Raw genomic sequence first — 25,733 nt, forward strand, 5'->3', positions numbered from 1 at the left:
AGAATAAGAGAAAGAGGTGAGGGGATGCAAATTGGCTATCGTACCCTAAAAACAGCCATTGCGGCGCCCGCGGCTGTATGGATTGCGGAGATGTTACATTTAAATAGTTACGGTTCAGCAGGAATTATTGCTGTACTTTGCATACAACCAACACGGAAACAATCGTTTCTAACTGCTTGGCACCGGATCGCAGCCGGATTATTATCAATGGTGTATGCTTATGTTATTTTTGAATGGATTGGTTATTCACCATTAACGATTGGTTTGCTGTTGTTACTTTTTATTCCAGTTACGAATAAATTCCATATTACGCCGGGAATTGTGACGAGTCTCGTTATATTGTTTCATTTTTATGCTGCTAGACGGGTTGATCTAGAGATTGTGATCAATGAATCACTGATTATGTTTATCGGTATTGGCGTGGCGCTCTTATTAAATCTTTATATGCCAAACTTAGATAATTTATTTATTGAGCTGCGTAAAGATGTTGAAGCTAACTATCAAACGTTTTTCCGCAGTATTGCCTCATATTTAAGAGGGGAAAGCACCATGGTCAATACCGCTGTGCTTGAAGATACTAAGAAGGTATTAAAAGAAGCTGATGATCTCGTCCGACGAGATTTAGAAAATAGCTTTTCAAAGAGTACCAGTTACCTGCGCCGTTATTTTTCAATGCGTGACATTCAACGCCACTCGTTGGAGCGAATGCATAAAGTAATAAGGCCGCAAATGGTTTCAGTGAAGCAAGCGAAACTGATTGCGGATTTATTTGATGATTTAGCGGATGCTATTTATCCGGAAAATTCAGTCGAATATCATATTAACTATGTTGATGAATTGCTTGAACGCTTTGAAAAGCAAGATTTACCAAAAACCCGTGAAGAGTTCGAAATCCGTGCGGATTTATTTCAGTTACTGAATGAAATTGATCACTATCTTGCGATTAAAAATCAAACCGTCAAAGATGTGCTAGACTGATATAAAGGTTATAAAAAAACGTCAGGTCCTGTGATGGGCCTGACGTTTGTTAATGGTGACATTATAAAATAAAAGTTAAACCAGACGTTAGCAATGTACTGACCATCGCAATAATCATGACGTATACAATGATTTTTTGACGACGTTCACGTTTTGAGGGCTTTCTTGTTTGTTCGTGTGATGTTTTTTTTGTCTGTTTTGTCATTTGTAAACCTCCAAGCATGATATAAGTTTTAAAATCAATGAATAATTTTAAGATTATTTCGACTTAAATAGTCTTTCAAAATAATATCTATGGTTATTTTAGCGCGAATCCTGAAAAGATACAAGTAAAACTTCACCAAGTAGTGAAGCGTTTTAGTAAGTGATTGTTTTTTACGGATGTGTCATACGTTCATGGCATTAGTGTCATTGACAAAATCACAACCGATGGAGTAACGTAGAAGGAGAAAAATTGAAACTGAAGGGAATTGACAAAATGATTAATGAGCAACGCATTGTAGATGAATTTCTTACCCTCGTTCAGATTGATTCAGAAACGGGACATGAAGGGACAATTCAAACCAGATTAAAAGCCTTATTCGAATCACTAGGTGTTGAAGTAGAAGAAGACGGGGCTAAAGAAGCGACAGGATTTGGCGCAAATAACTTAATCTGCACATTAAGAGGACAATTAGATGTCCCGACGATTTATTTCACGTCACATATGGACACGGTAGTACCTGGTAAAGGTGTAAAACCTTTAATTGAAAATGACGTGATTAAATCGGACGGATCAACGATCCTTGGTGCTGATGACAAAACAGGTCTAGCCGCTATCTTTGAAGCAATCCGGGTTTTAAAAGAACAAAACATAGCCCATGGTGACATTCAGTTTGTCATTACAGTTGGTGAAGAGTCCGGTCTTGTTGGCGCAAAAGCTTTGAATAAAGACATGATCCATGCTGATTTTGGCTATGCACTTGATAGTGACGGACCGGTTGGTGACGTGATTGTGGCAGCACCAACACAAGTAAAAGTATTTGCTAAACTACATGGGAAAACGGCTCATGCAGGAGTGGCCCCAGAAAAAGGTGTATCAGCGATTACACTGGCATCAAAAGCAATTAGTCGCATGCCTCTTGGTCGAATTGATGATGAAACAACGGCAAATATCGGACGTTTCTCAGGTGGCGATAAAACAAATATTGTCTGTGATTATGTTGAAGTATTAGCTGAAGCACGTTCACTTGATCCTGATAAAGTTGAACAACAAGCAAAACAGATGGTTAAAGCTTTTGAAACGGTTGCCGCTGATATGGGCGGACGTGCTGAAGTGGAGACAACTTACATGTATCCAGGCTTCAAGCGTGATGAGTCAGATCAAGTAGTTCAAATAGCTAAATCAGCAATTGGACAGATCGACCGTGAGTTTGTTGTGAAAACGAGCGGTGGAGGCAGTGATGCCAATATTATTTCGGGCTTCGGGATTCCAACTGTTAACTTGGCTGTTGGCTATAGCGATATTCATACAACGAGTGAAGCGATGCCAATTCAAGAACTTGTTAAAATTTCTGAACTTGTCGTTCACATTATTAAAACGGTCGCAAAAGAAGCGTAAGTTGGCTAACCACATCCGTTAAATCGGATGTGGTTTTTAATTTTTTAAGATCATAAACACATCGATTCCCTTTTGTTCTTTACTTGTGGTACGATAAAGTAGAACGATTGTTCTTATGAGAGGGGGCGAAAGCGTGAGTTATTATCCTAAAAAAGGCCGGGTTATTTTTCATGTCGATATGAATAGTTTTTATGCTTCAGTTGAAATGGCGTATAATCCATCGCTAAAAGGCAAACCACTTGCGATTGCTGGAAATCCCGAAGAACGTCGTGGTATTATCGTAACAAGTAGTTACGAAGCAAGAGCCAAGGGCGTAAAGACAACGATGCCACTATTTCAAGCAAAGAAGCTCTGTCCTGAACTCCTCGTTTTAAAGCCTAACTTTGAACGCTACCGTGAAGCATCCAAGGCGATGTTTAAAATTATGGCAGATATCACCGAGAAAATAGAGCCTGTCTCTATAGATGAAGGGTACTTAGACATTACTGACTGCGGGGCTCAAGGTAGCCCGCTAGAGATTGCTCGAAAATTACAACAAAGGCTGTTAAATGAATTGGATTTACCTTGTAGTATCGGCATTGCTCCGAATAAATTTCTAGCCAAGATGGCTTCAGACATGAAAAAACCTCTCGGCATTACTGTGCTTAGAAAAAGAGAGCTCGCTCGTGTGTTGTGGCCGTTAGATGTTGGTGAAATGCATGGGGTCGGCGCTAAAACAAAAGAAAAGCTTAATCAAATAGAGATTTACACAATTGGTGACTTAGCTAAGGCTGATGAGGTCGTTTTAAAGCGCGTCCTCGGTATTAATGGCGTTCGGCTAATTCAACGGGCCAATGGTGAAGATCGTCGTCCCGTCGATCCCGATAGTGTGTTTGATTTTAAAAGTGTTGGGAATTCAGAAACATTAAGACAAGACACAACGGATGAAACCATCTTGTTGTCGTTGATTCGTAAATTATCAAATAAAGTCTCGACCCGACTTAAGCGAAAAGCCTACATTGGTGAGACCGTTCAATTGATGATTCGTTATTATGATCGTAAAACAATTACCCGAAGTGTCACCGTTCATCGGCCGATTGAACAAGCTGAAGATATTTATGGGCTAGCGACGCAACTGTTCGAAATGCATTGGAACTCAGATCCGATTCGGTTACTTGGTGTCACCGTTCAAGGATTGATTGAAAAAAAGTATTATTATGAACAACTAGACTTGTTTCATTATCAAGACCATTTGAAAAATGAACAATTAGCATCAACAATTCAACAGCTGACAAATAAGTATGGGTACAACCCATTTGAACGTGTGGCTGAGAAAACGGCTCGTACGAATAAATCAAATGAGTTAGATCAACCGACGACTAGTTTTCAAAAAGATTTCTTAGACGATTACCGACAAGACAAATAAGCACTCAGCTGTATATAACTGAGTGGTTATTTGTCTTAAGATCGTCTTTTGACCGTGTAAGTCATAAAGTCATAGGCAAAGACCGTTTGATTAAAAACCTTTTGAGCTTCTGCTAATAAGCCGTTTAATTGATGCGGGTCATAACGCTGAGACAAGTGGTTAATAATGAGTTGATCGACGTTACCTAACTTAGCAAGTTCACATGCCTCATCAATTGTACTGTGGGCGTGACTTCTGGCAAGATTAACAAGAGCTTGTTCGTACGTTCCTTCATGGATAAGCAACTGACTATCTTTGATAAAATCAACCAAATCTTCGACCGGACCTGTGTCACCAAGAATACTGATGACACGTCCTTGTTTGTCAGGGCCGACAACATCCTCTCTGTGAATGATGCGACCATCAGGTAACGTTGTATTTGGTTGGGCTTTGATTTGTTGATAAAGTGGTGAGGGTTTAAGCCCAAGCGCTTGTAACTTCTGAACGTTCAATTCTCCCAGTTGATTATGTTCTGACACATTAAATCCGAAAGAAATAGGACCATGATTCAACTCTTTAACGTGTATGTCAAAGTTCGTTGACCTAAAGACGGCACCGTCAACTAAATCGTGATAATAAAGACGATAAGGTAAATGGGTCCCGCTAATTTCAAAGGCCGTTTCAATAAAGGTTTGAAGCCCTTTAGGTGCGTAGATGTCAACGGGTGTCGTGCCATCTAAGAAGGCGCGACTTGATAACAATCCTGGCAACCCATAGATATGATCCCCGTGTAAATGTGTGATAAAAATTTTGCTTATTTTACGTGGTTTAATCGGTGTTTTCAGAATTTGATGTTGCGTCGCTTCCCCGCAATCAAATAACCACACCCCTTCTCCTTTTTCCGTTACATCAAGCGCTAAGCTTGATACATTACGTGTATTAGAAGGAAGACCCGAACCTGTTCCTAAAAAAGTAACATGCATCACGTCCAGCCTCGCTTATAGGCCGTTGGAGCGTCTATGTTAACATCTAGCGCCTCGCTTGCGGCTCTTGGCCAGTAAGGGTTTCGCAATAGTTCACGGCCAATGAAAATGAGGTCCGCCCGATTATTATTTAAAATTTCCTCGGCATGTTTAGCTTCAGTAATCATACCAACCGCACCGGTTAGGATGTTTGCGCCTTGTTTAATCATCTCAGCGTGAGATACTTGATAGCCAGGAAAGACATTAATGGCTGCGTTGACAAGGCCACCGGTAGAAACATCAATTAAATCAACACCTTGGTCTTTCATTTCTTGACTGAAGTAAATGAAATCTTCGGCAGTATTTCCATCCTCATGATATTCGTCCGCAGAAATTCTAACAAATATAGGGCCATGAAAGACAGATTTTACGGCATCAATGACTTGTTGGACGATGCGGTAACGATTTTCTTTTGTACCACCGTATAGGTCTGTTCGTTTATTGGACAGCGGTGATAGAAATTGATTTAATAAGTAGCCGTGCGCGGCATGTAATTCGATAATATCAAAGCCTGCTTTTCTCGCGCGGATAGCAGCGACTTTAAATTGATCTATCAACTGGTCAATCATTGTTGGTGTCATCGCAGTAATGGCCGGTTCCTCACTTGATGGTGCAATGGGGGTGTCCGTTGTTTTTGCTTTATTACCCGCATGACCGAGTTGAATCGCCGCGTGAGCCCCGTGAGCATGAATCCGATCGGTTAATGTGTGTAACCCGTCGATATGCTCATCCGACCAAATCCCAAGGTCTGTCGGTTGAATCCGTCCACGTGGTTCGATGGCTGTCGCTTCAATCATCACCAGTCCTGTCCCGCCAACCGCACGTGACTCATAGTGTGTGATGTGAAATGGGGTCACTAGCCCGTCTTCTTTTTTAACAGAAAACATACACATCGGTGACATCACGATGCGATTTTTTAAAGTGATATTTTTAATTGTTAAGGGTTCGAATAATTTTGCCATAGGAAATCGCTCCTTTATTATTTTGAGTATAAAGTATATGGAAAGTAGCTTTATAAATAGCCAGGTTTAGTCGTCAATACCTAGTGAGGATCTAAGGGTTGGGTCATCGGTAATAATCCCGTCAACATCTGTTTGTAAATAGTCATTAAATAAGACGTCATCATTAACGGTATATAGATATAAATAGAGCCCTAAGCCATGCACGCGTTTTAAGTAGTCGGTCGTAAAAGCTTTATAATGTAAGTGGATTCCATCAATATAGTCCAGGTGCTTTCTTAACGTCCGTTCACTCAGTTGCTTTTTCGTTAGGAAACCGGTCGTGATGTTGGGATTTAATGCTTTGACTTGTTTTAAATACAAGGCATTAAAACTAGACAACGTTAATGTTTCTAAATGTTTGAGGGTATTTAATTGTTTAACGGTTTCTTCAACGAGACCACGATCGTTGTAACGATGACTTTTTAATTCAATATTTAAATAAATCGTTGTCGTTTTCCACCAATCAAGCAGAGCTTTTAACGATATAATTTTATCATCGCTAAAGGTAGGGTCAAACCATTTGCCATTGGGAAGTGCTACGAGTTCTTGTAATGTGTAATCTTTAATCTTTCCGCGACCGGCTGTTGTTCGGTCAATGGTCGGGTCATGAATCACCACAACCGCATGGTCTTTCGTTAATTGAACGTCAGTCTCAATCCCACCAGCCTCTAATGCTATCGCCTTATTAAAACTTGCGAGTGTATTTTCAGGTGCATACTTACTTGCTCCTCGATGCGCATAAATCACTGTCAAAAATCTCACCTCAACTTTTGTTTGCAGTCTCTTTTAAATCGTAGCATAATAAGGGGAGAGAAAACAGTAAAAAGGAGAGCGATGATGAAAAAAGATACGATTTTAATTACCGGTGCGACAAAAGGGTTAGGCCGAGCATTAAGTTATCAGCTGGCAAGAAAAAATCGCACGCTTATTTTAATTGGGAGAAGTGAAGATTTACTTCTAGAGTTAGCTCGCGATTTAAAGGCCCAAGGAGTAACTGTCTTTACCTACACGGTCGATTTAACTGAAATAGAAAAACTTGAATCGCTCGTTCAGACAATATTAACAGACGTGGGTTCAGTAGATGCGATCATTAATAACGCAGGTTTTGGTCTGTTTGAATTTGCGACGGAGACTTTAAGAGCAACGACCACCAACATGTTTCAGTTAAATGTATTAGCGATGATGGAACTGAATTGCTTACTTATTCCTGGATTGATTAAACAAACTAATAAGACACATATTATTAATATTGGCTCGCTTGCAGGTAAAATAGCGACACCTAAAGCAACCAGTTATGCGGCAACCAAACATGCGGTCATTGGTTACTCTAATGCACTAAGACTTGAGTTGAAAGCGACCAATGTTGCGGTCACAACAGTTAATCTCGGACCAATGAAGACGTCTTTTTTTAAAACGGCGGATGAATCAGGGTACTATGAACAAGCGGTTGAAAAAATAATGCTGACACCAGAAAAAGTCGCAACTAAAATTGATCAGTTACTGTATACGAATAAACGGGAGCTGAATTTGCCACTTTGGATGAGTATCGGCAGTAAACTGCATGCTATATTTCCCCGCACATTAGAATTCATTATGCAAGGTGCCTTTAATAAGAAATAGTATAATAAAAACATCATGTGAGAGAGGAGGATGTATGTCATGCGTAAACGTGAAATGAAAAAGATGAAACAAGAGGCGGAAGAACGTTTCGGTAAAAAAGAAATCGATTTACTAGAACAGATGAAGGCAAAACTATTAAAAGATGAGGCAACTAAAATTGAGGAGCAAAAACAAGCCAAACGACAAGCCATGGTTGAGCATGAAAAAAATAAAACATTTGAACAATTGCTAAGTGAGAGTGAGATGGACTGGCATAAATATAAATAATTCAATACAGTAAAGCTAAGATAAAACAAAACATACATAGGAGGGCTAAACATGAGTAAGTTTGAAGAAAAAACAATCCAGTCAAAAGAAATATTTGATGGTAAGATCATCAAGGTTAGTGTGGATGACGTCTTATTACCTAACGGTGAAATATCGATCCGTGAGCTTGTTAAACATCAAGGTGCGGTTGCAGTAATTGCGGTAACAGAAGATAGACGTTTTTTGATGGTTGAACAATATCGTAAACCGCTTGAAAAAGCAATAGTAGAAGTACCCGCAGGTAAGCTAGAGCCAGGTGAAGCACCTGAGGTGACGGCAGTAAGAGAATTAGAAGAAGAAACGGGCTTTACGACGGATCAATTAGAGTATGTCACATCGTTTTATACGACACCAGGCTTTTGTGATGAACGTATTTATTTATATTATACCGATCAATTAGTTCCTATTACAGAGGAAAAAGCGCTAGATGAGGATGAGTTCTTAGAGTGTCAATCCTATACGATGGCTGAGCTTGATCAGCTTGTCAAAGATGAGCGGATTCATGATTTGAAGACAATGTACGCACTGCAGTATTTAAAGTTGCGTGGTTTTTAAGTTTTAATATTCCTTTTATGAATTGGAAGACTAAAAGATGGATCAGTCGTTGATTTCATAGCCTTAAGAAGGCGAGCCTTATAAGAGTCATCTTCTCACCGTTGTTTTGGTCATGAGAAGTTAAGTGTTTTAGTCCTAGATAGAGATGTTCCATTCATCGCACATTCTCGTGTTTTTTTAGCAGGTGTCGATGACAATATTGGTTATTGATAATCATTTACACTTGATAATCATTTTAATTGACAGACGTCTATGCGCTGACTATAATTGAGAATGTAGGGAGGTTTCCGTGATGGAACATCGTATTGAACGTATTAAAAAACAATTACATGCTGAAAGTTATAAATTAACCCCTCAACGGGAAGCGACTGTACGTGTCCTACTTGAAAGAGAAGAAGACCATTTAAGTGCTGAGGATATTTACTTACTTGTTAAAGAGAAAGCGCCTGAAATCGGCTTGGCAACGGTTTACCGTACGCTTGAATTACTATCAGAACTTAAGATTGTTGATAAAATTAACTTTGGTGATGGTGTCTCTCGTTATGATTTACGTAAAGAAGGCGCGGCCCATTTTCATCATCATTTAGTTTGCATGGAGTGTGGGACGGTGGAAGAAATTGTCGAAGACTTACTTGAAGATGTTGAGAAAAAAGTAGAAAATCAGTGGCAATTTCAAGTCAAAGACCACCGCTTAACGTTTCACGGAATATGTCGCAAGTGCCAACAAAATAATAATGAAGCTAATTAAATCACAGGATCCCTGTGATTTTTTGTTATACTTTTGTTTGGTATTTATACAGAGGAAAGAGGGAAAACCCCATGATAGATGAACGTCAAGATTTTATTCAATATATTAAAATAGAACGCGGATTAAGTGAGAATACAATTGAATCTTATCAGCGTGACTTAAAACAATATGAAAGCTTTTTAAAAATAGAACAAATTAAACAATGGGAGGATGTCTCGCGAGATAGTGTATTAAAGTATTTATATAACTTAAAAGATACTGGAAAAAGTGAAGCAACGATTCAACGAGTCCTGTCAACTTTACGACTGTTTCATCAGTTTTTAAAGCGAGAACATCGTACAACACATGATGCTAGCTTACATATTGAAACACCTAAAAAGCGTCAAGTCCTGCCTGAAGTACTATCGGAGAGTGAAGTGGAACAACTATTAGATATTGAGGTAAAGACTCCGCTTGAGTCTCGTACGAAAGCGATGCTTGAAGTCATGTATGCTACAGGCTTACGTGTATCGGAATGTGTCGGTTTGACACTCAATGATTTACACTTAGATATTGGCTTTATACGTTTAATAGGAAAAGGGAATAAAGAACGGATCATACCCTTAGGCGAAGTCGCAACTGAAGCCGTGAATGATTATCTCGCGGATGGGCGTCAAGTTCTCATGAAAACAAAACAGCATGCAACGTTATTTGTTAATCACCATGGTAATCCACTGTCACGTCAAGGTTTTTTTAAGCTAATTAAACAACGCGCTAAAGATGTCGGTATTAAAAAGGAAATCTCACCTCATAAATTGCGCCACTCATTTGCGACACATTTATTAGAACATGGCGCTGATTTAAGAGCCGTTCAAGAAATGTTAGGTCACAGCGATATTTCAACGACACAAATTTATACACACGTCACAAAAGCGCGCTTACAATCCGTCTACCAAACCTATCATCCAAGAGCATAATAAAAAGGTATATTCAATTATTGAACTACCCCCACCTAACATTCTCACGAATGTTTGAGGAAGGGGATGACATCATCATGCCCATGCTTTTTATTGATTAGTCCTCTTATATATGATAAATTAATGCTATTCTAAGAAAGTTTGACGAGTGTTTCGTCAACGGTTTCGACTAGAGGGGGCAGATGGGTGAGTGAATTGACAGAGGTGAATGGAAAAGGACATATGGTGTTTGCGGAACGTGACGTAGTAGAACTAGCAGAAACGTTTCAAACGCCTTTATTTGTTTATAATGTTGAGAAAGTCCGGAAGAACGCCAGAGCTTTTGTGGAAGGTTTTAAGAAGGCGGGCGTTAAAGCACAAGTTGCTTATGCGAGTAAAGCATTTAGTTCTGTAGCCATGTTACAAGTAGCTAAACAAGAAGGTTTAAGTTTGGATGTTGTCTCACAAGGTGAGTTGTATACCGCAATGAAGGCAGACTTTCCAATGGAAAAGATACACTTACACGGTAATAATAAAAGTCGTGAGGAGCTCAAGATGGCACTAGATCAACACATTGGATGTATTGTGGTTGATAATTTTCATGATATTACGTTACTAAAAGAACTATTAAAAGATTATAACGGGACGATGGATGTATTGATTCGTGTGACACCAGGCATTGAAGCCCATACTCATGATTATATTTTAACCGGGAATGAGGATTCAAAGTTTGGTTTTGATTTAAAAAACCAAGCAAAACAGGCGTACGATCAGATTCAACAAATCGATCAATTACACTTAAAAGGCTTGCACTGCCACATCGGTTCACAAATCTTTGAAACAGATGGCTTTATCATGGCAATTAAACGGTTATACGAAGTGTTAGCTGATTGGTATAAACAAGACGGATTTGAAGCAACGGTTCTCAATCTGGGTGGGGGTTTTGGTATCCGCTACACCGATGAAGATAAACCACTCCCGCTTGATGACTATGTTTTAGCTCTTGTTAAAGAAGTGACAGAAGAAGCGGATACGCATGGTTTAAGTCTGCCTGAGATTTGGATTGAACCTGGACGAGCGATTGTAGGAGATACAGCGATTACCCTCTATGAAATAGGATCGAAGAAAGAAATTCCTAACATGAGAAATTATGTGTCCGTTGATGGAGGGATGACGGATAATATTAGACCGGCTCTTTATCAAGCAAAATATGAGGCGATTATTGCAAATAAAGCTCGAGCACCTAAAACGTATCCGTGTTCAATCGCCGGTAAATGTTGTGAGTCGGGTGATATGCTGATTTATGATACTTTATTGCCAGAAGTTACACCAGGTGATATACTAGCTGTATTTAGTACAGGTGCGTACGGTTACTCAATGGCAAGTCACTATAATCGCTTTGCTAAACCAGCAGTCGTTTTTGTTGAGAATGAGGAAGCAACTTTAGTGGTAAAACGAGAAACGTATGCAGATGTGATACAAAATGATTTATCATACGAATAATGGAGGATATGTACATGACTAAACAAGCAACGATTACGTTTGAAAATGGTGAAAAAATCATCATTGATTTATTTGAAGAGGCAGCACCAAAAACAGTGGAAAACTTCGAAACACTTGCAAAGAAAGGTTTTTATGATGGTGTGATTTTCCACCGCGTGATTCCTGGATTTGTCGCGCAAGGTGGCGATCCAACAGGGACAGGAATGGGTGGACCTGGTTACACGATTAAATGTGAAACAGAAGGCAATCCACACAAACACGAAGCTGGTTCATTATCAATGGCACATGCTGGAAAAGATACCGGCGGTAGCCAGTTCTTCTTAGTTCACGAACCACAACCACATTTAGATGGTGTTCACACGGTCTTTGGTCAGGTGACTGAAGGAATGGATGTTGTTTTACGTATTAAACAAGGTGACGTAATGGAGACTGTTGTTGTAGAAGAAGTTTAATGAATGAATCGTCCACATAGACGTTAAAGACCTAAAGGTCTAGTAAGGAGTTATTATGTTAATACGGTTTAAAAAAACAATGGAAAAAATCGCTATGGGATTATTATCGTTCACACCTGAAGAGAAAGATGTAAAAAAACTTCAGGAAACGATTAGACACTATAGTGAAAATCAACAGGAGGTACTCTTTCTTTGGAAAGAAGCTGAAGATATGATTGGGGCCATTGGTGTACATGTTGATGATGAAGAAAAACAAATTACTATTCAACATGTGAGTGTAAACCCTTCGCATCGCGATAATGGTATTGGCCAGCAAATGGTACAAGCCTTATGTCAACGCTATGAGTCGTATGAAGTTGTTGGTAACGAACTAACAGATGACTTTTTAAGTAAATGTAAATAGACATGTAAAATACCACAGGCTGTTCTGTGGTATTTTACTGTCTAACTATAACTATTACCAAATGAACAAACATACATAATGAGGGAATGACAGTAGACCAGTGAGCAAGGAAGAAGGTGGGGTGACACAATGCGACAAGTATATAAAGTTGAAACCGATTTATTTGAGGGGCCTCTCGATTTATTGCTGCACTTGATTAATAAATTAGAAATTGATGTGTATGAATTACCGGTCAGTGAAGTTACCCGGCAATATATGGACTATATTCATACGATGCAAGAGTTAGAGTTAAATATTGCTAGTGAATATTTGGTTATGGCGGCAACACTCCTACAAATTAAAAGTTCAATGTTATTGCCTAATCCTGAATTAGAAGATGAAGTTGAATATGGTGAAGGCGACGATCCAAAAGAAGCGCTTATTGAACGTTTGATTGAATACCGTAAATATAAAGAAGTGGCGAGTGACTTGGAAGAACGACAAATAGACCATAAAGAAAGCTATACTCGACCGCCGGTAAAAGTAGACGTGGGTGAAAAAACAGTAGCCAATCAACAAACAGGATCAATTTATGATATGTTAAAAGCCATGCAGAAAGTATTTGACCGTAAAAAATGGACGCAACCGATGACTAGAACGATTGAAAAAATGGATGTCCCCATTAGAAAACGCATGAGTCAGGTGCTAAATGTCTTAGAGGAAAGACCAGATGGTGTCCCCTTTGATGCCTTATTCCCTTATCCATCCAAAAGTCACATGGTCGTCACGTTTATGGCTATGCTTGAACTGATGAAAGAAAAGGAAATCTACTGCGTTCAACAAACAACCTTTGATGAATTACTACTCTATCGATGGAGGCAAACTGATGAATGATCAACAATTAACCGGTATTTTAGAAAGTTTACTGTTCGTCTCAGGGTCAGATGGTCTTTCGATTAGACAAGTCAGAACCATACTTGAGATTGACGAAAGTGAAGCGTTAGCATTACTAAAAAAATTACAAGCAGACTATCAAGAACCTCGTCGTGGCCTTCAGTTAATTGAAGCAGAAGCAACTTACTATTTAACGACAAAAAAAGATCATGCAGACTACTTGCAATCACTCGTGACGAGTAATAAAAAAAACAAGTTATCACAAGCGAGTCTTGAGACGTTAGCTATCATTGCCTACAATCAGCCGCTCACCCGATTGGAAATAGAGGAAGTGCGTGGAGTAAAAAGCGATCGACCAGTACAAACCTTATTGTCACGCGGACTTATTGAAGAAGCAGGAAAAAAAGATACCATCGGTCGACCGCATCTATATAAAACAACGGTCGAATTTCTAACCTATTTTGGTTTAAAATCGATTGAAGAATTGCCACCATTAACGGATCAACTTGATGATTTAGATTTCAATGAAGAACTTGATTTGTTTTTTAAAGACCCTGAAGATGAAGCGGCAAAATAGAATATTATCGCGTTTGAACGAGCTGGTACCGCTTGTTAATGTGCCCTAACCTGTTAGGTGGCTGCTATTTAGTGGTATAATGGCTTCAGTACTTACAGAAAAAACTGTTTCTCGTGATGAAACAGTTGTGAATAGGGCGATAATTTGAGAGAATAGAACATAATAAGGATTAAAGTTGCATGTAATGATGGCTGATAAGTCGGTCAACGCATGCTAGCAAGATACGAAAAAAATGCAGGTAAGATGAAGGGTGAAAATATGGAACAACATAAAGAACGGTTACAAAAAGTCATTGCACATAGTGGTGTCACATCAAGAAGAAAAGCAGAAACGATGATTGAAGAAGGTCACGTTAAAGTTAACGGAGAGACTGTTACGACACTCGGTGTTAAAGTAACACCAAGTGACCGAGTAGAAGTGGATGGTGTGGAGTTAACAAAGGAAACGCGTGTTTACTATTTACTCTATAAGCCACGTGGTGTTATTTCTGCTGTCAGTGATGATAAAGGTAGAAAAGTGGTGACGGATTTACTGCCGTTTGTTGAACAACGCGTTTATCCTGTCGGACGGTTAGATTATGATACATCAGGTTTACTATTGCTGACCAATGACGGGGAATTGGCGCAATTAATGATGCACCCAAGTTATGAAATGGATAAAGTATACGTCGCAAAGATCAAAGGTGTCCCAACAAAATCAGAATTACAACAATTTAAGCGCGGGATAAAGTCAGAAGGCGAAGTTCTAAAAGCGGTGAATACAAATATTATTTCAATTAATAAAGAGAAACAGCAATCAATCATTGAAGTGACCTTGCATGAAGGAAAAAATAGACAAGTGAGACGGATGTTCGAAGCGCTAAATTATCCGGTTATGAAGCTCAAACGAGAACGTTATGGTTTTCTTAGTTTACGTGGGATGACATCAGGTGATTTTAGAGAGCTCACACCACATGAAGTGAAACAATTGCGTGCACACGCCCTTGATCAACACAAATAGAAGCATCAAGGCTGATATGTTGGCTATTTAGATACTTTAACATTTATAAAGAGAGAAAAGCTGTTGAAGTGGGCTGGGAGATGTAAGAAAGGGGTAATAAGATGGATACACAACAAACAATACTCGTCATTGAAGACGAAGACCGCATTCGTAAATTAATTACAATGTATTTAGGTCGTGAAGGCTTTTTAACAACAGAAGCAGCGGATGGAAAAGAAGGGTTATCATTAGCGCTAGAAAACGATTATGCGCTAATTATTCTCGATCTTATGTTACCCGAGACGGATGGCATTGATGTATGTAAGGCACTAAGAAAAGAAAAATCAACACCTGTCATTATGCTAACAGCAAAAGGGGAAGAAAATCATCGCATTGAAGGATTCGAAGCCGGTGCGGATGATTATGTTGTGAAGCCATTTAGTCCAAGAGAAGTTGTTCTTAGAGTGAAAGCTTTACTGAGACGATCACCCGATGTTGACCTAACCATTACCGAAACGACGACAAAGAATATTCTTGAATTTGAACATATGAGAATTGATCATGACGCACATAAAGTGACCGTTAAAAATCAAGAACTTACCCTAACACCAAAAGAGTACGAATTATTGTACTTTTTAGCAAGCCATGAAGAACGTGTGTATGACCGAGAACAGTTATTAAAAGAAGTGTGGAAATATGAGTTTTTTGGTGATTTACGCACTGTTGATACCCATGTGAAACGGTTAAGAGAAAAATTAAGTAAAATTTCAAAAGAAGCGTCACAAATGATTGTGACGGTTTGGGGTGTTGGTTATAAATTTGAAGTAGATGAACGCTAATGATTACGCGTTTCTTATCGAGAACAGCGTTAATAGGGATCGGGATAATGCTTAGCGTGTTTATTGCGGTAGCTGTTTGGTTTGAACCAGTGGTGAGACCAATCGCTACAAAGCACCATCTAAGTGAATTGACGGGATTTGCTTCAGCTGACTTCTCGGTAGCCTCTTCTGTGACGTTACCAAATGGTCTGTTGATACTGAACCCAGCGTCAGATGTCTATCAACAACTGACACCAATAACAGAAACAACACTCTCTTACTCAGGGGAAAAGTGGCTTTATGCTGAATCTGATTCACTGATCGTAATGGAAAAAGAAGGAGCGATGTTAGAGGATGTTAGCTTTTTCCGTCGCATGACACTTGTCGTTTTGACATTTTTTTACCTTGTGATGGTCGTTGTACATTGGTACAATGTGAGACGGATTAAAAAAGCGCTCCGACCGTTTCGGGTCCAAGCTTTAGCCTATGCCGAGGGTGACTTTTCAACTCGCATCAAGAATGAAGCGACACTAACAAGTGAATTTGCATTAAGCTTCAACCGCATGGCAAGGCAGCTCGATCAACGTATGGTGCAACTAGACCAGCGTAATCAAATATTTAATCATGTACTAAATGCGATGAGTGATGGTGTGTTGGCAGTGAATGTTGATAAAGCGATTCTCGTATCGAATAATCAAGCAGAGCGCGTGATGTGTCTATTTCATGATGATGCTGCTGAACCAACCAGCATTCCATCTGCCTTCTCACCATTGATTGATCGTGCACGCGATGATAACAACTTAATTAAACACACGGTTGTAAAACATGGCCGGCACTATGCGATGGTTTTTTCACCACTTGTGAAAAAAGATCAAGTTATTGGTGTCGTTGTGTTGCTCCGTGACGTGACAGAAGAAGTCCAACTTAATGAACTTAGGGAATTATTCGTGGCCAACGTCTCACACGAACTTAGAACACCCATTTCTTTGTTGCAAGGTTATAGTGAAGCCATTGTTGATGGTGTAGCCGAAACAAAAGAAGACCAACAAGAGTTGGCGCAAGTTATTTTAGATGAATCAGAGCGAATGGGGCGCTTAGTCAATGATTTGTTAGACTTAGCAAAAATTAAATCGGGTCATATTGAATTGAATAAAGAGTGGTATCCGGTTAATGAATTCGTGAAACGTATCACAGGGAAGTTTGCACATAAAGCAAGAGAGACGGATGTGCAAGTTGAAAGTGATGTCGAGCCTTATATTGGTGCCCTCTTATTTGATTATGATCGTTTAGAACAAGTGTTTACTAATCTCATTGATAATGCTTTACGGTATACTGAATCGGGAAAGATTACTGTGCGTGTATCCAAACAAACTAAAATGATTACTTTCGATGTAATAGACACTGGCGCCGGCATGGATGCAGCTAATTTACCATTTTTATTCGAGCGTTTTTATAAGGCGGATAAGGCGCGAACGCGTAATAAAACGGGCACTGGCCTCGGTCTTGCGATTGCAAAAGAGATGGTTGAAGCACATGCTGGTACGATTAGTGTGAAAAGTGAGGTTGGACAAGGGACAACGTTTACGATTACTTTACCGATTATCGATGAATAATTAAAAAATTTATAAACGGGTGTATAACAGGGAAATTGGTGAGAGTCCAATACTGTCCTCGCAACTGTAAATAGTATCGAACGGAACAATAACCACTGTGTAAATCACGGGAAGGGTTCTTAGTAGCAAACTATAAGTCAGTAGACCTACCCTTTTATTTTATTATAGACAAGGCTTCGAGGGTTGAGCGTTTCACCTAGGGAGAGCTCTAGGCGTTTAATTCTCCAAAAAAATGGAGGAATGACTGATGAAAAAATGGTTATGGAGTTTATTAGTAGCTTTACTACTGGTGACTGGATGCGGTGATGCATCAGGAAATGAAACAACAGAAATCACAGATCCTATTGATGTCGAGATGATTATTAGCCTCGATCATGATGCTGAACGATTAGTGGATGAGACACTCACAGTGAATGATGGTGCGGTGCTACTTGACGTATTATCAACGCATTATGATATTGAAAAGACGAGTGAAGGTTTTATTCAAGCCATTGAGGGTCATGCTCAAACATCATCCGAATTTTGGCTGTTTGATATGAATGGCGCTCCGAGTGAAGTTGGCGCAGGCAACGTGGAGCTTCAAGACGGTGATGAAGTTCATTTTGATTTGCATGCGTGGGAAGGGTAATGCGACTCTCGACGTACAGACTAACGCTCATCGCTGTGTTGGCAGCGATGGCGACCGTTGGTCGTTTCTTTATGCAACATATCCCAAATGTACAACCCGTTACCGCGATTATTATTTTATCAGCTTTTTTTTTAGGCCCTTTATCAGGTTTTTTAATTGCTTTTATTACGACTTACTTAACGAACTTAGCCCTTGGTATGGGGATTTGGACACTATGGCAAATCCTTGCTTGGTCTCTGATTGGTATTATTTCAGGTTTACTCGGTAAGATTATTCATCGCCGGGCGCTTGTGTTTTTAACTATCTTCGGTTTTTTAAGCGGCTTTTTATTTGGTTTCTTTTTTTCGCTCATTAACTATATTGTCACAGGTAAGTTTTTAGCTTATTATTTACTTGGATTACCACTGGATTTTTACCACGCCTTAAGTAATGTTCTTTTTATCTATTTACTTTATCGACCATTCGCGCGCCTTTTCGCACGTGAATTGACACGTCATAACTAACGAAAAAAATAAACTTACATAATAGATGTAACGTTTTTAATTATAGAACGACTAATTTAGGGAAACAGGGGGTCTCACTATATGAAGACCACATTTGATTATTTATATGACACCTATCATACCGACGTCTATCAATATATCTTCTACTTAGTGAAGAATCATCAAGTAGCAGAAGACCTCATTCAAGAAACATTTATTAAAGTGTTAAAAGCACATAAACAGTTTCGCGGGGAAAGCAGTGAAAAAACATGGTTGTTTTCGATTGCGAGACATACGGTAATGGATCATTTTAGAAAACAACAACGCGAGAAAAATAAGTGGTTCGGCTTGTTTAATAAAAATGACGAGTGGCAACAAATTGAAGGAAAAGAGCCGTTGCCGGAGGAACTCCTAATTCTTGCAGAAGAACAACAACTCCTTTACCGCAAATTAGATTTACTTACACTTGATCAAAAAAATGTCATTATTCTGCGGTTTATTCAATCGATGTCGATTCATGATACGTCGCGTATTTTAGAGTGGACGGAAAGTAAAGTGAAAACAACACAACACCGTGCCATTAAGAAATTACATCAATTATTAACGAACAAAGAGAAAGGGTGAGGAAAATGCACAAATATGATGACCAAGATCAAAAAATCATCGATCAGTTAAGTGACTTTCCTCACGTGCAGTCAAAGCTATCAAAGGCTGCTTTCTATGATGAGATTAATAGTGAAATGACACCGAATCACAAAAAAACAATGAGAAAAAAGAAGATCTTTTTCCCGGCGCTTTTAACGGCCGCTGTTTTAGCTATCGTGTTTGTCATCCTAAAAGATCAGATTTTCCCACCACAAATGGAACAAGCGATGAACGACGACGTTGCATTAGAAACAGCTGAGAATACTCGCATGACAGATGATAGAAGTGAAGAGGCTTTAGAGGGTGTGATGTTAAAAGATGAAATCATGACGTTTAATAACCCAATGTATCAAACAGATGATTTCTCAAATGTTAAGGGCCACCATGTTATTGTGCCAAGTGATGAGGCCGCTGATTTAAAACAGATAACAGTAGTAGCGATGGATACTTCTGTGATGTACCCCGTCCCATTGACGGTAATTGACCAACAAGGTGATTCCGTGAATTTTTATAATGAACAATTAGCTTCATTTGATTTTAATCAGCTCGGCTTAACGGGTGAAACGTTTGATTTTGGGGTGTTTTCACAAGGGGATCAATCGGTGACACTCACAATTAATTCTGAATTAGTTTCGATTGATAGTTCAGCCCAAGCGACAATGTTTAATCAAACATTGCGTTATATGTTTCAAGATGATTATGGTCGTGTATTTATTGAAGGTGCGAACGGGGAAGCTATTGAATTAGGTCCATTTGGTACTGTTGATCAGTTCGATCTTGATCGGGTTCAGAAATTAAGTTACAAGTATGTCCGCACATCATCCGGTCACAAGTTTATGGTGCCAGTAGAAACAACATTGACCGGTGAAACATTTATTACGATAGATGAAGCACTTGTTGATATGCAAGAGCCAGTTCCAGACTTTAATATTGAAGCTGCCATTCCTGAAGGAGTGACTTATACCCTAGACCTATCAAATGAGGGCGAAGTTAAACTGACATTCGATTCTCATGATGGTCTAGGAGATAATGCTGAAACAACCGATATGTTTGAGGCAATTTTGATGACCGCTAAAAGTTTTGATTTTAATCACGTCGTGATTTCTATGGAAGATATAGATATAAATCAGGTGGGGCCTTACTTACTAGATACAGCCTTAGAGTTGCCTGTTGCAATTAATCCAGTAACTATAAATCAATAATAGCAGATAGGTTTGTCTGATAAAAAAGCGTGCACCGATGATATTGTCGGTACACGCTTTTGTTCATCACACATCAAATGGTGTATGTTGCAAAGTAATAGCTTCGGTTGGGCAAGCTTCTTTTGCGTCAATTAAATCATCCTCAAATAACGCGGGTATATTGGCGCGGCCTGAATTATTATCTAAAGCGTTGTAAGCGAGGCCTTCGTCATCATAGTCGTAGATATCAGGTGCTAAAGCACCACATGACCCACAAGCAATACATAAACTTTTATCTACCTTTGTGTAATAACACATGTCATTCCCTCCAAGTAATCCATCCTCTGTCTGTCTTTATTTTAATGTTTTATCACCAAACAGACAACCCTGAAAGAAAAGAAGTTTTTTTGGCGCTCGAATTTTTCGATTAGAGCTGATATGATAAAGATAAAGGAGTGAGGCGATGTTTCGATATCTGGTGATAAATTTATTACATACGATCAAAAGTAATCGTTCACCTGCAGCGATTTATCATATTTTAACAGGAAAGAAATCCTCTCAAACCATTCAAGATTTACATGTCTTTCAACTGCATTCCTATTACCGATTACTGCCGCACTTAACCCGTCAATCATTTGATGATGTGATTAACTCAATCGTCGATGAAGGACTTATGATGTGGGTGAATAAGAAAGATTATACATTGACTGATGCGGCGATGACTTATTTAACGATTCAGACAAATACTACTGACTACTTTCATAGCTTAACGCACACGATTGATCCATCAGCTAAATACATTTTTACTGAGCGATTGTATTTAACGATTCAAACCTTTACCCATCGCGTTATGAATGAGAGAGGCTTTATTCCGGTGACTGATGATGTGACGATTCAAGCTTTTGTAAAGCAGTATTATCACGTCCATAAACAGCAATTATCAGACTGGCTCGAAGCCTGTCACACACATTTATATAAGGTGTTAATAACATACCCTGAGCACGACCGTCATATTTTTTTAGACCGATTATCTACCTACCGGCATAGCGGACAATCGTTCCAACAATTGACGGATCGTTACGGGAGTCATGAAGCAGATCTTCGTTTAACCCTCGCGTTAATTGAGCGCGATTTATTTATCCGAAGTCAACAGCAGACCTGTTTGTCTGATTTATTGCCGGGTAAACAGACAGTGCTACGCTATCCTTCATTGATGACGCGTTCAGCACAAAAAACGCATCAATTGGTCATGAGAGGGTACAGCATCGATGAATTAATTCAAGCAAGACAATTAAAACGAGGAACCATCGAAGATCATTTAGTGGAGATCTGTACATTAGAGGATCATTTTAAACTTACTGATTATGTGAATGAAGATAAAATAGCACAAATTGAAACCTATTTATCAACAAGACAGACACAAAAACTTGGTGAAATTAAACGTAATTTACCCGCAGCAATTTCTTACTTAGATTTGCGATTAGTATTTGCACACTACCAAAAGAGGTTATATAAATGAACGCATTAGAAACGTTACAGCATTATTTTCATTATAATGAATTTCAATCAGGGCAAGCCGCTGTTATTGATGATTTAAACAAAAGCCAAGACGTCTTATTGACGTTGCCAACTGGGGCGGGTAAATCGATTTGCTATCAAGTGCCAGCACTAATGAATAATGGTTTAACCCTTGTCGTTACGCCATTGTTATCTTTAATGGAAGACCAAGTCAGGCATTTAAAAGCATTTGGTATTAAGCAAGTAGCTGCTTTAAATAGCTTTAATACAAAAAAAGAGCGCCAACACGTATTAAAACACTTATCTCAACTTAAAATTTTATATGTTTCTCCGGAATTACTCCAGCAAGATTGGATTTTAAAGCGGTTAAAAAAGCTCTATATTCGCTTTTTTGTCGTCGATGAAGCCCACTGTATTTCACAGTGGGGCCATGAATTTCGTCCGGATTATATGAAATTAGCTAGTGTTTTACATTCGTTAAGACACCCGACGCTTTTACTTGTGACAGCGACGCTAACTGAGGATGTGAAGCGTGATATTTTCGAGCATTTTTCTGAACGGAATATTTTGGAACACTTGCACATGATTGATCGAGACAACATTAGTTTTATTGTTGAAAAATGTGTGTCAAATATGGAAAAAGACCGTTACATCGTCGATTGTCTATCGGCTTATCATGTCCCAACAATCATCTATTTTTCTAGTAAAAAAGAAACGGAACGCGTGAGTCATCATTTAAGAACTGCCCTACCAGATCATCGGGTAGCATATTATCACGGCGATTTGGAAAATAATGAACGCATGCTGATTCAGCAACAATTTTTATCGGGTGAACTAGATGTTATATGTGCAACGAGTGCTTTTGGTATGGGTGTTAATAAGAGAGATGTCAGATTAGTGATTCACTATCATCTTCCGACACAGATTGAAAGTTTTGTTCAAGAAGTTGGTCGGGCCGGGCGCGATCAGTTACATAGTGTGAGCATTTCATTAGTGACTGAACATGACCGCTTAATCACTGAGCGTTTAATTGAAGGTGAAATGATTGAGGAGGCGGTACTCGTACAACTCTTTCGTCTATTAGATCAATATCCAGAAATCGACATGGATGAATTTGTTGACAGACATCAACTTAACGAGGTCCATCGACGCTATTTACAAAACTATCTTGAAAATCATGACATAATCAACGATAATAAGACTATCAATCATCATAATGTGACTGAATTTTTTAAAGTTGAGTGGATTGAAACAATAACGAAAAGGCAACAATTTAAACGCAAGAAATTACTCGAGTTGTTACTTGCGTTAAATGGTGACCGCTGTATTCGGCGCAGCATTTATCAACCATTTCAAACGAAGATTAAAGATGCTCCATTTGGGTGTTGTTCTGTATGTGGGTTTACATTAGCACAATTTAATCCGATACAATTACAGACAAGTACAGAAAAATTGTCTTGGGAAGAGAAGTTGTTGAAACGGTTGAGACCACATAGTGAAGCGTTAGATTGGAAGGGTGAACGAGATGACTAGTCAACAAGATGACCAAGCAAAAGCATTAAGACAACGGTTTGAAAATAGTACACAGAATATAGGCAAACCCCAAGTAGATACGTATCACGAAGACGATCATGATGATGAAATGACAGCTAATATGCATCAAGAAGGGGTTGATGTGTTAAGTCTTCCGCCGAGAAGTCGACTACATGAAGAGAAAAAGAAAAAAGTTAGGTTGAAAATTAGTTATGCGATGATTCGGTTAATGGTCATCAGTTTTATTTTACTTGTGATTCTTCTCCTCACATTCCCGTATTGGAAAGACACTTTCTTTAGTGGTTCAAATCAGGAAGTCATCCATGCCCAGTTTTTGGATCATTCCAGTGATCAGCATGATGCGCGGTTTCGACTATCGAATGAAATTGAGCGTACAGTAGAAATTGAGACCGGTGAAACAGCGACATATCAGGGTCGACTATATATCTCGCTTGAAGGTGAAACATTAACTCAAATTGTTGACCGGTTTTATGATAACCAAGTGATGATGAATCGGGTTCAAACAATTAATGATGTCTCGACGCGCACGGAAATAATACCAGAAGGTACTCGGTTGTTTTTGCCTGATATGAAAAAATAACCAAAGCAAAAGACGTCTTTCGGACGTCTTGTTTTATGTCTAAATACCTAGTTTTCTTAAACTGTTTATAAATGACCATAACTATTTACGGTAATTTATGATATAATATTAACGGTTCAACTGAAGGAGTTGTTTTGAATGGAAGACGTATTAGTGATCCATACAGGTGGAACCATTGCGATGACAGATGATGTTACATTAGGGACTATTGTCACAAAAGAACATCCGTTAAAGCAATACCGCGATGATCTTAATCAACTAGCTGTAATAGAGGACGATTATTTATTTGATTTACCTTCGCCTCATATGACGCCAAAAGAAATGTTGCTGTTGGGGCAACACATTGAATCGCGTTTAAAAGAACGAGCATTTTCAGGTATTGTCGTCACACATGGGACCGATACGTTAGAAGAAACGGCTTATTTTCTCGATTTGTACTTACAAACATCTACACCTGTCGTCATTACTGGTGCCATGCGCTCAAGTAATGAAGTAGGGGCAGATGGGCTGTATAACCTTATTGGTGCCGTTAGGGTCGCCAGCGCTAAAGAATCGATCAATAAAGGTGTTTTGGTCGTGATGAACGATGAAATACATAGTAGTGCGTATTGTATAAAAACCTCTTCAAGTTCGGTGGCAACGTTTCAAAGTCCACAATTTGGTCCGATTGGCATCATTACCAAACAAGAGGTGTATTTTTATCATAAATGGATTGAGAGAGAAAAAATTGCTTTTCAGACTGTAGCAACTTATGTGCCACTGATCAAGGCATTTGCTGGAATGGATGCACGCTTTATTACCTCTTTAACCGCAGAAGAAATGGACGGTTTAGTCATCGAAGGGTTTGGCCAAGGAAACTTACCACCAGATACGGTCGCGCCATTAGTAGCATTAATTGAACAACACATCCCGGTTGTGATTGTGTCACGAAGTTTTAAGGGTGTTGTTCAACCGACCTATGGTTACCCAGGTGGTGGCCGTCATTTAAAAGATAAAGGCTTTATTTTTGCGAAGCGTTTATCTGGTCCTAAAGCAAGAATCAAACTGATGGCATTACTAGAAGCAGGGTATAAATATCAACGGATTGAGGAAATTTTAGAACGTTAACGTGTGTATTGGAGTGAAATGGATGGTGAAGATAGGAACAAATTTAACACTTGAATTAGATGGTTTTGCTGATGAAGTTAAACGCTTTAAGTGTCGAGTTGTTGAACAAAAACAACACAAACTTTATATCGATTATCCGATTAATCTAGAAACAAATCGAACGGATATCTTTCCCGTTGGAACAAGTTTCCATGTTTTTTATGTCGATGAGCAACAAATGGCCTATCGCTTTGATGGAGAAATTACGGCACGTGTGAAACGCAACGTACCTATGTTAGAATTGACGTATGATTCTGAAAAGATGAAGAAAATTCAGCGGCGTGAATATGTGCGAATCAATACAAGTATGGATGTGTCATTAAAAGTAACACAAACTAATAAAAAGGTTGTGACACTAACTGCTGATATTAGTGGCGGTGGGATGGCTGTTCATACACCTAAAGATATCACATACGAACCAGGGGCACTGTTTGATGGTTTACTTGTGTTTAAATTGAATCATGGTGGGTACCAGTATGTGTTTGTTGAAACTAAAATGATTCGCTTAAAAGCAGATACTGAACGGTATAATGTTATGTCTTTAGAGTTTGTTTCGATTGATGAAAAAGATAGAGAAAAAATTATTCAGTTTTGTTTTGAAGAACAGCTCCGTCAACGACGTGGGGATTAAGA

The 25,733-nt window shown here is 39.0% G+C and carries 30 protein-coding genes and 1 riboswitch; of the genes, 25 read left to right on the top strand and 5 right to left on the bottom strand.

What is annotated here, in order from left to right; genetic code table 11:
• Window positions 1–24 precede the first annotated feature (24 nt).
• The gene (locus BM098_RS06165; protein WP_089831507.1) at window positions 25–978 is read left to right on the top strand and encodes an aromatic acid exporter family protein; all 954 of its coding nucleotides are present in this window, start codon (window positions 25–27) and stop codon (window positions 976–978) included.
• 61 nt (window positions 979–1,039) lie between these two features.
• Here BM098_RS06165 and prli42 read toward each other — a convergent pair whose 3' ends face one another.
• Window positions 1,040–1,183 carry a stressosome-associated protein Prli42 gene (gene prli42 / locus BM098_RS06170; protein ID WP_143423383.1) on the bottom strand — a complete coding sequence of 48 codons (144 nt, stop codon included), beginning with the start codon at window positions 1,181–1,183 and terminating at the stop codon, window positions 1,040–1,042.
• A gap of 273 nt (window positions 1,184–1,456) precedes the next feature.
• Between prli42 and BM098_RS06175 the strand changes: the two genes are divergently transcribed.
• Together BM098_RS06175 and BM098_RS06180 are read left to right on the top strand one after the other, a co-directional pair.
• Window positions 1,457–2,578: a M20/M25/M40 family metallo-hydrolase gene (locus tag BM098_RS06175; protein WP_089831601.1), complete on the top strand. Its 1,122-nt coding sequence runs from the start codon at window positions 1,457–1,459 to the stop codon at window positions 2,576–2,578.
• Between the two features lie 115 nt (window positions 2,579–2,693).
• A complete protein-coding gene (locus BM098_RS06180; RefSeq protein WP_089831511.1) occupies window positions 2,694–3,983 on the top strand; it encodes a DNA polymerase IV in 1,290 nt (429 codons plus the stop codon).
• Between the two features lie 35 nt (window positions 3,984–4,018).
• Here the strand turns inward: BM098_RS06180 and rnz are convergent, their stop codons facing one another.
• The 3 genes from rnz to BM098_RS06195 form a co-directional block, all read right to left on the bottom strand.
• Window positions 4,019–4,945 (bottom strand): ribonuclease Z, encoded by a 927-nt coding sequence (gene rnz / locus BM098_RS06185; RefSeq protein WP_089831513.1) that lies wholly within the window; start codon window positions 4,943–4,945, stop codon window positions 4,019–4,021.
• Window positions 4,945–5,946: an NADPH dehydrogenase NamA gene (namA, locus tag BM098_RS06190; protein WP_089831515.1), complete on the bottom strand. Its 1,002-nt coding sequence runs from the start codon at window positions 5,944–5,946 to the stop codon at window positions 4,945–4,947. Before namA ends, rnz begins: the two co-directional genes overlap by 1 nt.
• 66 nt (window positions 5,947–6,012) lie before the next feature.
• The gene (locus BM098_RS06195; protein WP_234987431.1) at window positions 6,013–6,732 is read right to left on the bottom strand and encodes a glycerophosphodiester phosphodiesterase; all 720 of its coding nucleotides are present in this window, start codon (window positions 6,730–6,732) and stop codon (window positions 6,013–6,015) included.
• A 90-nt stretch (window positions 6,733–6,822) separates the two neighbouring features.
• On the opposite strand from BM098_RS06195, the gene BM098_RS06200 reads away from it, so the two are divergent.
• From BM098_RS06200 to BM098_RS06280, 17 genes are all read left to right on the top strand, one after another.
• Window positions 6,823–7,605 carry an SDR family NAD(P)-dependent oxidoreductase gene (locus BM098_RS06200; protein ID WP_159430128.1) on the top strand — a complete coding sequence of 261 codons (783 nt, stop codon included), beginning with the start codon at window positions 6,823–6,825 and terminating at the stop codon, window positions 7,603–7,605.
• Between the two features lie 39 nt (window positions 7,606–7,644).
• Window positions 7,645–7,872, top strand: coding sequence for a DUF3886 domain-containing protein (locus BM098_RS06205; RefSeq protein WP_234987430.1), 228 nt, complete (start codon window positions 7,645–7,647; stop codon window positions 7,870–7,872).
• A gap of 51 nt (window positions 7,873–7,923) precedes the next feature.
• Complete coding sequence (locus tag BM098_RS06210) at window positions 7,924–8,466, top strand: NUDIX hydrolase (protein WP_089831521.1); 543 nt, start codon at window positions 7,924–7,926, stop codon at window positions 8,464–8,466.
• Between the two features lie 292 nt (window positions 8,467–8,758).
• Window positions 8,759–9,214, top strand: a complete 456-nt coding sequence (gene fur / locus BM098_RS06215; protein ID WP_089831523.1) for a ferric iron uptake transcriptional regulator — start codon at window positions 8,759–8,761, stop codon at window positions 9,212–9,214.
• 71 nt (window positions 9,215–9,285) lie between these two features.
• A complete protein-coding gene (xerD, locus tag BM098_RS06220; RefSeq protein WP_089831525.1) occupies window positions 9,286–10,170 on the top strand; it encodes a site-specific tyrosine recombinase XerD in 885 nt (294 codons plus the stop codon).
• 186 nt (window positions 10,171–10,356) lie between these two features.
• Window positions 10,357–11,652, top strand: coding sequence for a diaminopimelate decarboxylase (gene lysA / locus BM098_RS06225; protein ID WP_089831527.1), 1,296 nt, complete (start codon window positions 10,357–10,359; stop codon window positions 11,650–11,652).
• Between the two features lie 14 nt (window positions 11,653–11,666).
• Window positions 11,667–12,104 (top strand): peptidylprolyl isomerase, encoded by a 438-nt coding sequence (locus BM098_RS06230; protein WP_089831529.1) that lies wholly within the window; start codon window positions 11,667–11,669, stop codon window positions 12,102–12,104.
• A 79-nt stretch (window positions 12,105–12,183) separates the two neighbouring features.
• A complete protein-coding gene (locus BM098_RS06235) occupies window positions 12,184–12,507 on the top strand; it encodes a GNAT family N-acetyltransferase (protein ID WP_327058545.1) in 324 nt (107 codons plus the stop codon).
• A 129-nt stretch (window positions 12,508–12,636) separates the two neighbouring features.
• Window positions 12,637–13,380 carry a segregation/condensation protein A gene (locus BM098_RS06240; protein WP_089831534.1) on the top strand — a complete coding sequence of 248 codons (744 nt, stop codon included), beginning with the start codon at window positions 12,637–12,639 and terminating at the stop codon, window positions 13,378–13,380.
• Window positions 13,373–13,957, top strand: a complete 585-nt coding sequence (gene scpB, locus BM098_RS06245; RefSeq protein ID WP_089831536.1) for an SMC-Scp complex subunit ScpB — start codon at window positions 13,373–13,375, stop codon at window positions 13,955–13,957. Before BM098_RS06240 ends, scpB begins: the two co-directional genes overlap by 8 nt.
• Window positions 13,958–14,215: 258 nt before the next feature.
• Window positions 14,216–14,956: a pseudouridine synthase gene (locus tag BM098_RS06250; RefSeq protein WP_089831538.1), complete on the top strand. Its 741-nt coding sequence runs from the start codon at window positions 14,216–14,218 to the stop codon at window positions 14,954–14,956.
• Between the two features lie 101 nt (window positions 14,957–15,057).
• The gene (locus BM098_RS06255) at window positions 15,058–15,774 is read left to right on the top strand and encodes a response regulator (protein ID WP_089831540.1); all 717 of its coding nucleotides are present in this window, start codon (window positions 15,058–15,060) and stop codon (window positions 15,772–15,774) included.
• Window positions 15,775–15,821: 47 nt separating this feature from the next.
• On the top strand, window positions 15,822–17,366 hold the full coding sequence (locus tag BM098_RS06260; protein WP_159430129.1) for a HAMP domain-containing sensor histidine kinase: 1,545 nt from the start codon (window positions 15,822–15,824) through the stop codon (window positions 17,364–17,366).
• A riboswitch (cobalamin riboswitch) is annotated at window positions 17,367–17,534 on the top strand.
• 79 nt (window positions 17,535–17,613) lie between these two features.
• Window positions 17,614–17,994, top strand: coding sequence for a DUF4430 domain-containing protein (locus tag BM098_RS06265; protein WP_089831544.1), 381 nt, complete (start codon window positions 17,614–17,616; stop codon window positions 17,992–17,994).
• Entirely contained in the window at window positions 17,994–18,497 is a 504-nt protein-coding gene (locus BM098_RS06270; RefSeq protein WP_089831545.1) for an ECF transporter S component, read from the top strand. Before BM098_RS06265 ends, BM098_RS06270 begins: the two co-directional genes overlap by 1 nt.
• Before the next feature lie 81 nt (window positions 18,498–18,578).
• Window positions 18,579–19,100, top strand: a complete 522-nt coding sequence (locus BM098_RS06275; RefSeq protein WP_089831548.1) for a sigma-70 family RNA polymerase sigma factor — start codon at window positions 18,579–18,581, stop codon at window positions 19,098–19,100.
• Between the two features lie 5 nt (window positions 19,101–19,105).
• Complete coding sequence (locus BM098_RS06280; protein ID WP_089831550.1) at window positions 19,106–20,323, top strand: hypothetical protein; 1,218 nt, start codon at window positions 19,106–19,108, stop codon at window positions 20,321–20,323.
• A gap of 66 nt (window positions 20,324–20,389) precedes the next feature.
• On the opposite strand, the gene BM098_RS06285 is transcribed toward BM098_RS06280, so the two are convergent.
• Window positions 20,390–20,620, bottom strand: coding sequence for a ferredoxin (locus tag BM098_RS06285; RefSeq protein WP_089831552.1), 231 nt, complete (start codon window positions 20,618–20,620; stop codon window positions 20,390–20,392).
• Window positions 20,621–20,765: 145 nt separating this feature from the next.
• Here BM098_RS06285 and BM098_RS06290 point away from each other — a divergent pair, with 145 nt between their 5' ends.
• From BM098_RS06290 to BM098_RS06310, 5 genes are all read left to right on the top strand, one after another.
• On the top strand, window positions 20,766–21,821 hold the full coding sequence (locus BM098_RS06290) for a YpbB family protein (RefSeq protein ID WP_089831555.1): 1,056 nt from the start codon (window positions 20,766–20,768) through the stop codon (window positions 21,819–21,821).
• Window positions 21,818–23,353 carry a RecQ family ATP-dependent DNA helicase gene (locus tag BM098_RS06295; RefSeq protein ID WP_089831556.1) on the top strand — a complete coding sequence of 512 codons (1,536 nt, stop codon included), beginning with the start codon at window positions 21,818–21,820 and terminating at the stop codon, window positions 23,351–23,353. Before BM098_RS06290 ends, BM098_RS06295 begins: the two co-directional genes overlap by 4 nt.
• Window positions 23,346–23,954, top strand: coding sequence for a tail protein X (locus BM098_RS06300; RefSeq protein ID WP_089831558.1), 609 nt, complete (start codon window positions 23,346–23,348; stop codon window positions 23,952–23,954). The genes BM098_RS06295 and BM098_RS06300 overlap by 8 nt, the downstream gene beginning before the upstream one ends.
• A gap of 138 nt (window positions 23,955–24,092) precedes the next feature.
• Window positions 24,093–25,061, top strand: a complete 969-nt coding sequence (locus BM098_RS06305) for an asparaginase (protein WP_089831560.1) — start codon at window positions 24,093–24,095, stop codon at window positions 25,059–25,061.
• Window positions 25,062–25,083: 22 nt separating this feature from the next.
• Window positions 25,084–25,731, top strand: a complete 648-nt coding sequence (locus BM098_RS06310; RefSeq protein ID WP_089831562.1) for a flagellar brake protein — start codon at window positions 25,084–25,086, stop codon at window positions 25,729–25,731.
• Window positions 25,732–25,733 lie beyond the last annotated feature (2 nt).

The organism is Halolactibacillus halophilus (genome assembly GCF_900115605.1).
Taxonomy (GTDB): domain Bacteria; phylum Bacillota; class Bacilli; order Bacillales; family Amphibacillaceae; genus Halolactibacillus; species Halolactibacillus halophilus.

Coding starts and splice junctions, on each gene's coding strand:
- BM098_RS06165 (WP_089831507.1), top strand. CDS start 25: ATGCAAATTGGCTATCGTACCCTAAAAACAGCCATTGCGGCGCCCGCG.
- prli42 (WP_143423383.1), bottom strand. CDS start 1,183: ATGACAAAACAGACAAAAAAAACATCACACGAACAAACAAGAAAGCCC.
- BM098_RS06175 (WP_089831601.1), top strand. CDS start 1,457: ATGATTAATGAGCAACGCATTGTAGATGAATTTCTTACCCTCGTTCAG.
- BM098_RS06180 (WP_089831511.1), top strand. CDS start 2,694: ATGAGAGGGGGCGAAAGCGTGAGTTATTATCCTAAAAAAGGCCGGGTT.
- rnz (WP_089831513.1), bottom strand. CDS start 4,945: ATGCATGTTACTTTTTTAGGAACAGGTTCGGGTCTTCCTTCTAATACA.
- namA (WP_089831515.1), bottom strand. CDS start 5,946: ATGGCAAAATTATTCGAACCCTTAACAATTAAAAATATCACTTTAAAA.
- BM098_RS06200 (WP_159430128.1), top strand. CDS start 6,823: ATGAAAAAAGATACGATTTTAATTACCGGTGCGACAAAAGGGTTAGGC.
- BM098_RS06205 (WP_234987430.1), top strand. CDS start 7,645: ATGCGTAAACGTGAAATGAAAAAGATGAAACAAGAGGCGGAAGAACGT.
- BM098_RS06210 (WP_089831521.1), top strand. CDS start 7,924: ATGAGTAAGTTTGAAGAAAAAACAATCCAGTCAAAAGAAATATTTGAT.
- fur (WP_089831523.1), top strand. CDS start 8,759: ATGGAACATCGTATTGAACGTATTAAAAAACAATTACATGCTGAAAGT.
- xerD (WP_089831525.1), top strand. CDS start 9,286: ATGATAGATGAACGTCAAGATTTTATTCAATATATTAAAATAGAACGC.
- BM098_RS06230 (WP_089831529.1), top strand. CDS start 11,667: ATGACTAAACAAGCAACGATTACGTTTGAAAATGGTGAAAAAATCATC.
- BM098_RS06235 (WP_327058545.1), top strand. CDS start 12,184: ATGGAAAAAATCGCTATGGGATTATTATCGTTCACACCTGAAGAGAAA.
- BM098_RS06240 (WP_089831534.1), top strand. CDS start 12,637: ATGCGACAAGTATATAAAGTTGAAACCGATTTATTTGAGGGGCCTCTC.
- scpB (WP_089831536.1), top strand. CDS start 13,373: ATGAATGATCAACAATTAACCGGTATTTTAGAAAGTTTACTGTTCGTC.
- BM098_RS06250 (WP_089831538.1), top strand. CDS start 14,216: ATGGAACAACATAAAGAACGGTTACAAAAAGTCATTGCACATAGTGGT.
- BM098_RS06255 (WP_089831540.1), top strand. CDS start 15,058: ATGGATACACAACAAACAATACTCGTCATTGAAGACGAAGACCGCATT.
- BM098_RS06260 (WP_159430129.1), top strand. CDS start 15,822: ATGCTTAGCGTGTTTATTGCGGTAGCTGTTTGGTTTGAACCAGTGGTG.
- BM098_RS06265 (WP_089831544.1), top strand. CDS start 17,614: ATGAAAAAATGGTTATGGAGTTTATTAGTAGCTTTACTACTGGTGACT.
- BM098_RS06270 (WP_089831545.1), top strand. CDS start 17,994: ATGCGACTCTCGACGTACAGACTAACGCTCATCGCTGTGTTGGCAGCG.
- BM098_RS06275 (WP_089831548.1), top strand. CDS start 18,579: ATGAAGACCACATTTGATTATTTATATGACACCTATCATACCGACGTC.
- BM098_RS06280 (WP_089831550.1), top strand. CDS start 19,106: ATGCACAAATATGATGACCAAGATCAAAAAATCATCGATCAGTTAAGT.
- BM098_RS06285 (WP_089831552.1), bottom strand. CDS start 20,620: ATGTGTTATTACACAAAGGTAGATAAAAGTTTATGTATTGCTTGTGGG.
- BM098_RS06290 (WP_089831555.1), top strand. CDS start 20,766: ATGTTTCGATATCTGGTGATAAATTTATTACATACGATCAAAAGTAAT.
- BM098_RS06295 (WP_089831556.1), top strand. CDS start 21,818: ATGAACGCATTAGAAACGTTACAGCATTATTTTCATTATAATGAATTT.
- BM098_RS06300 (WP_089831558.1), top strand. CDS start 23,346: ATGACTAGTCAACAAGATGACCAAGCAAAAGCATTAAGACAACGGTTT.
- BM098_RS06305 (WP_089831560.1), top strand. CDS start 24,093: ATGGAAGACGTATTAGTGATCCATACAGGTGGAACCATTGCGATGACA.
- BM098_RS06310 (WP_089831562.1), top strand. CDS start 25,084: ATGGTGAAGATAGGAACAAATTTAACACTTGAATTAGATGGTTTTGCT.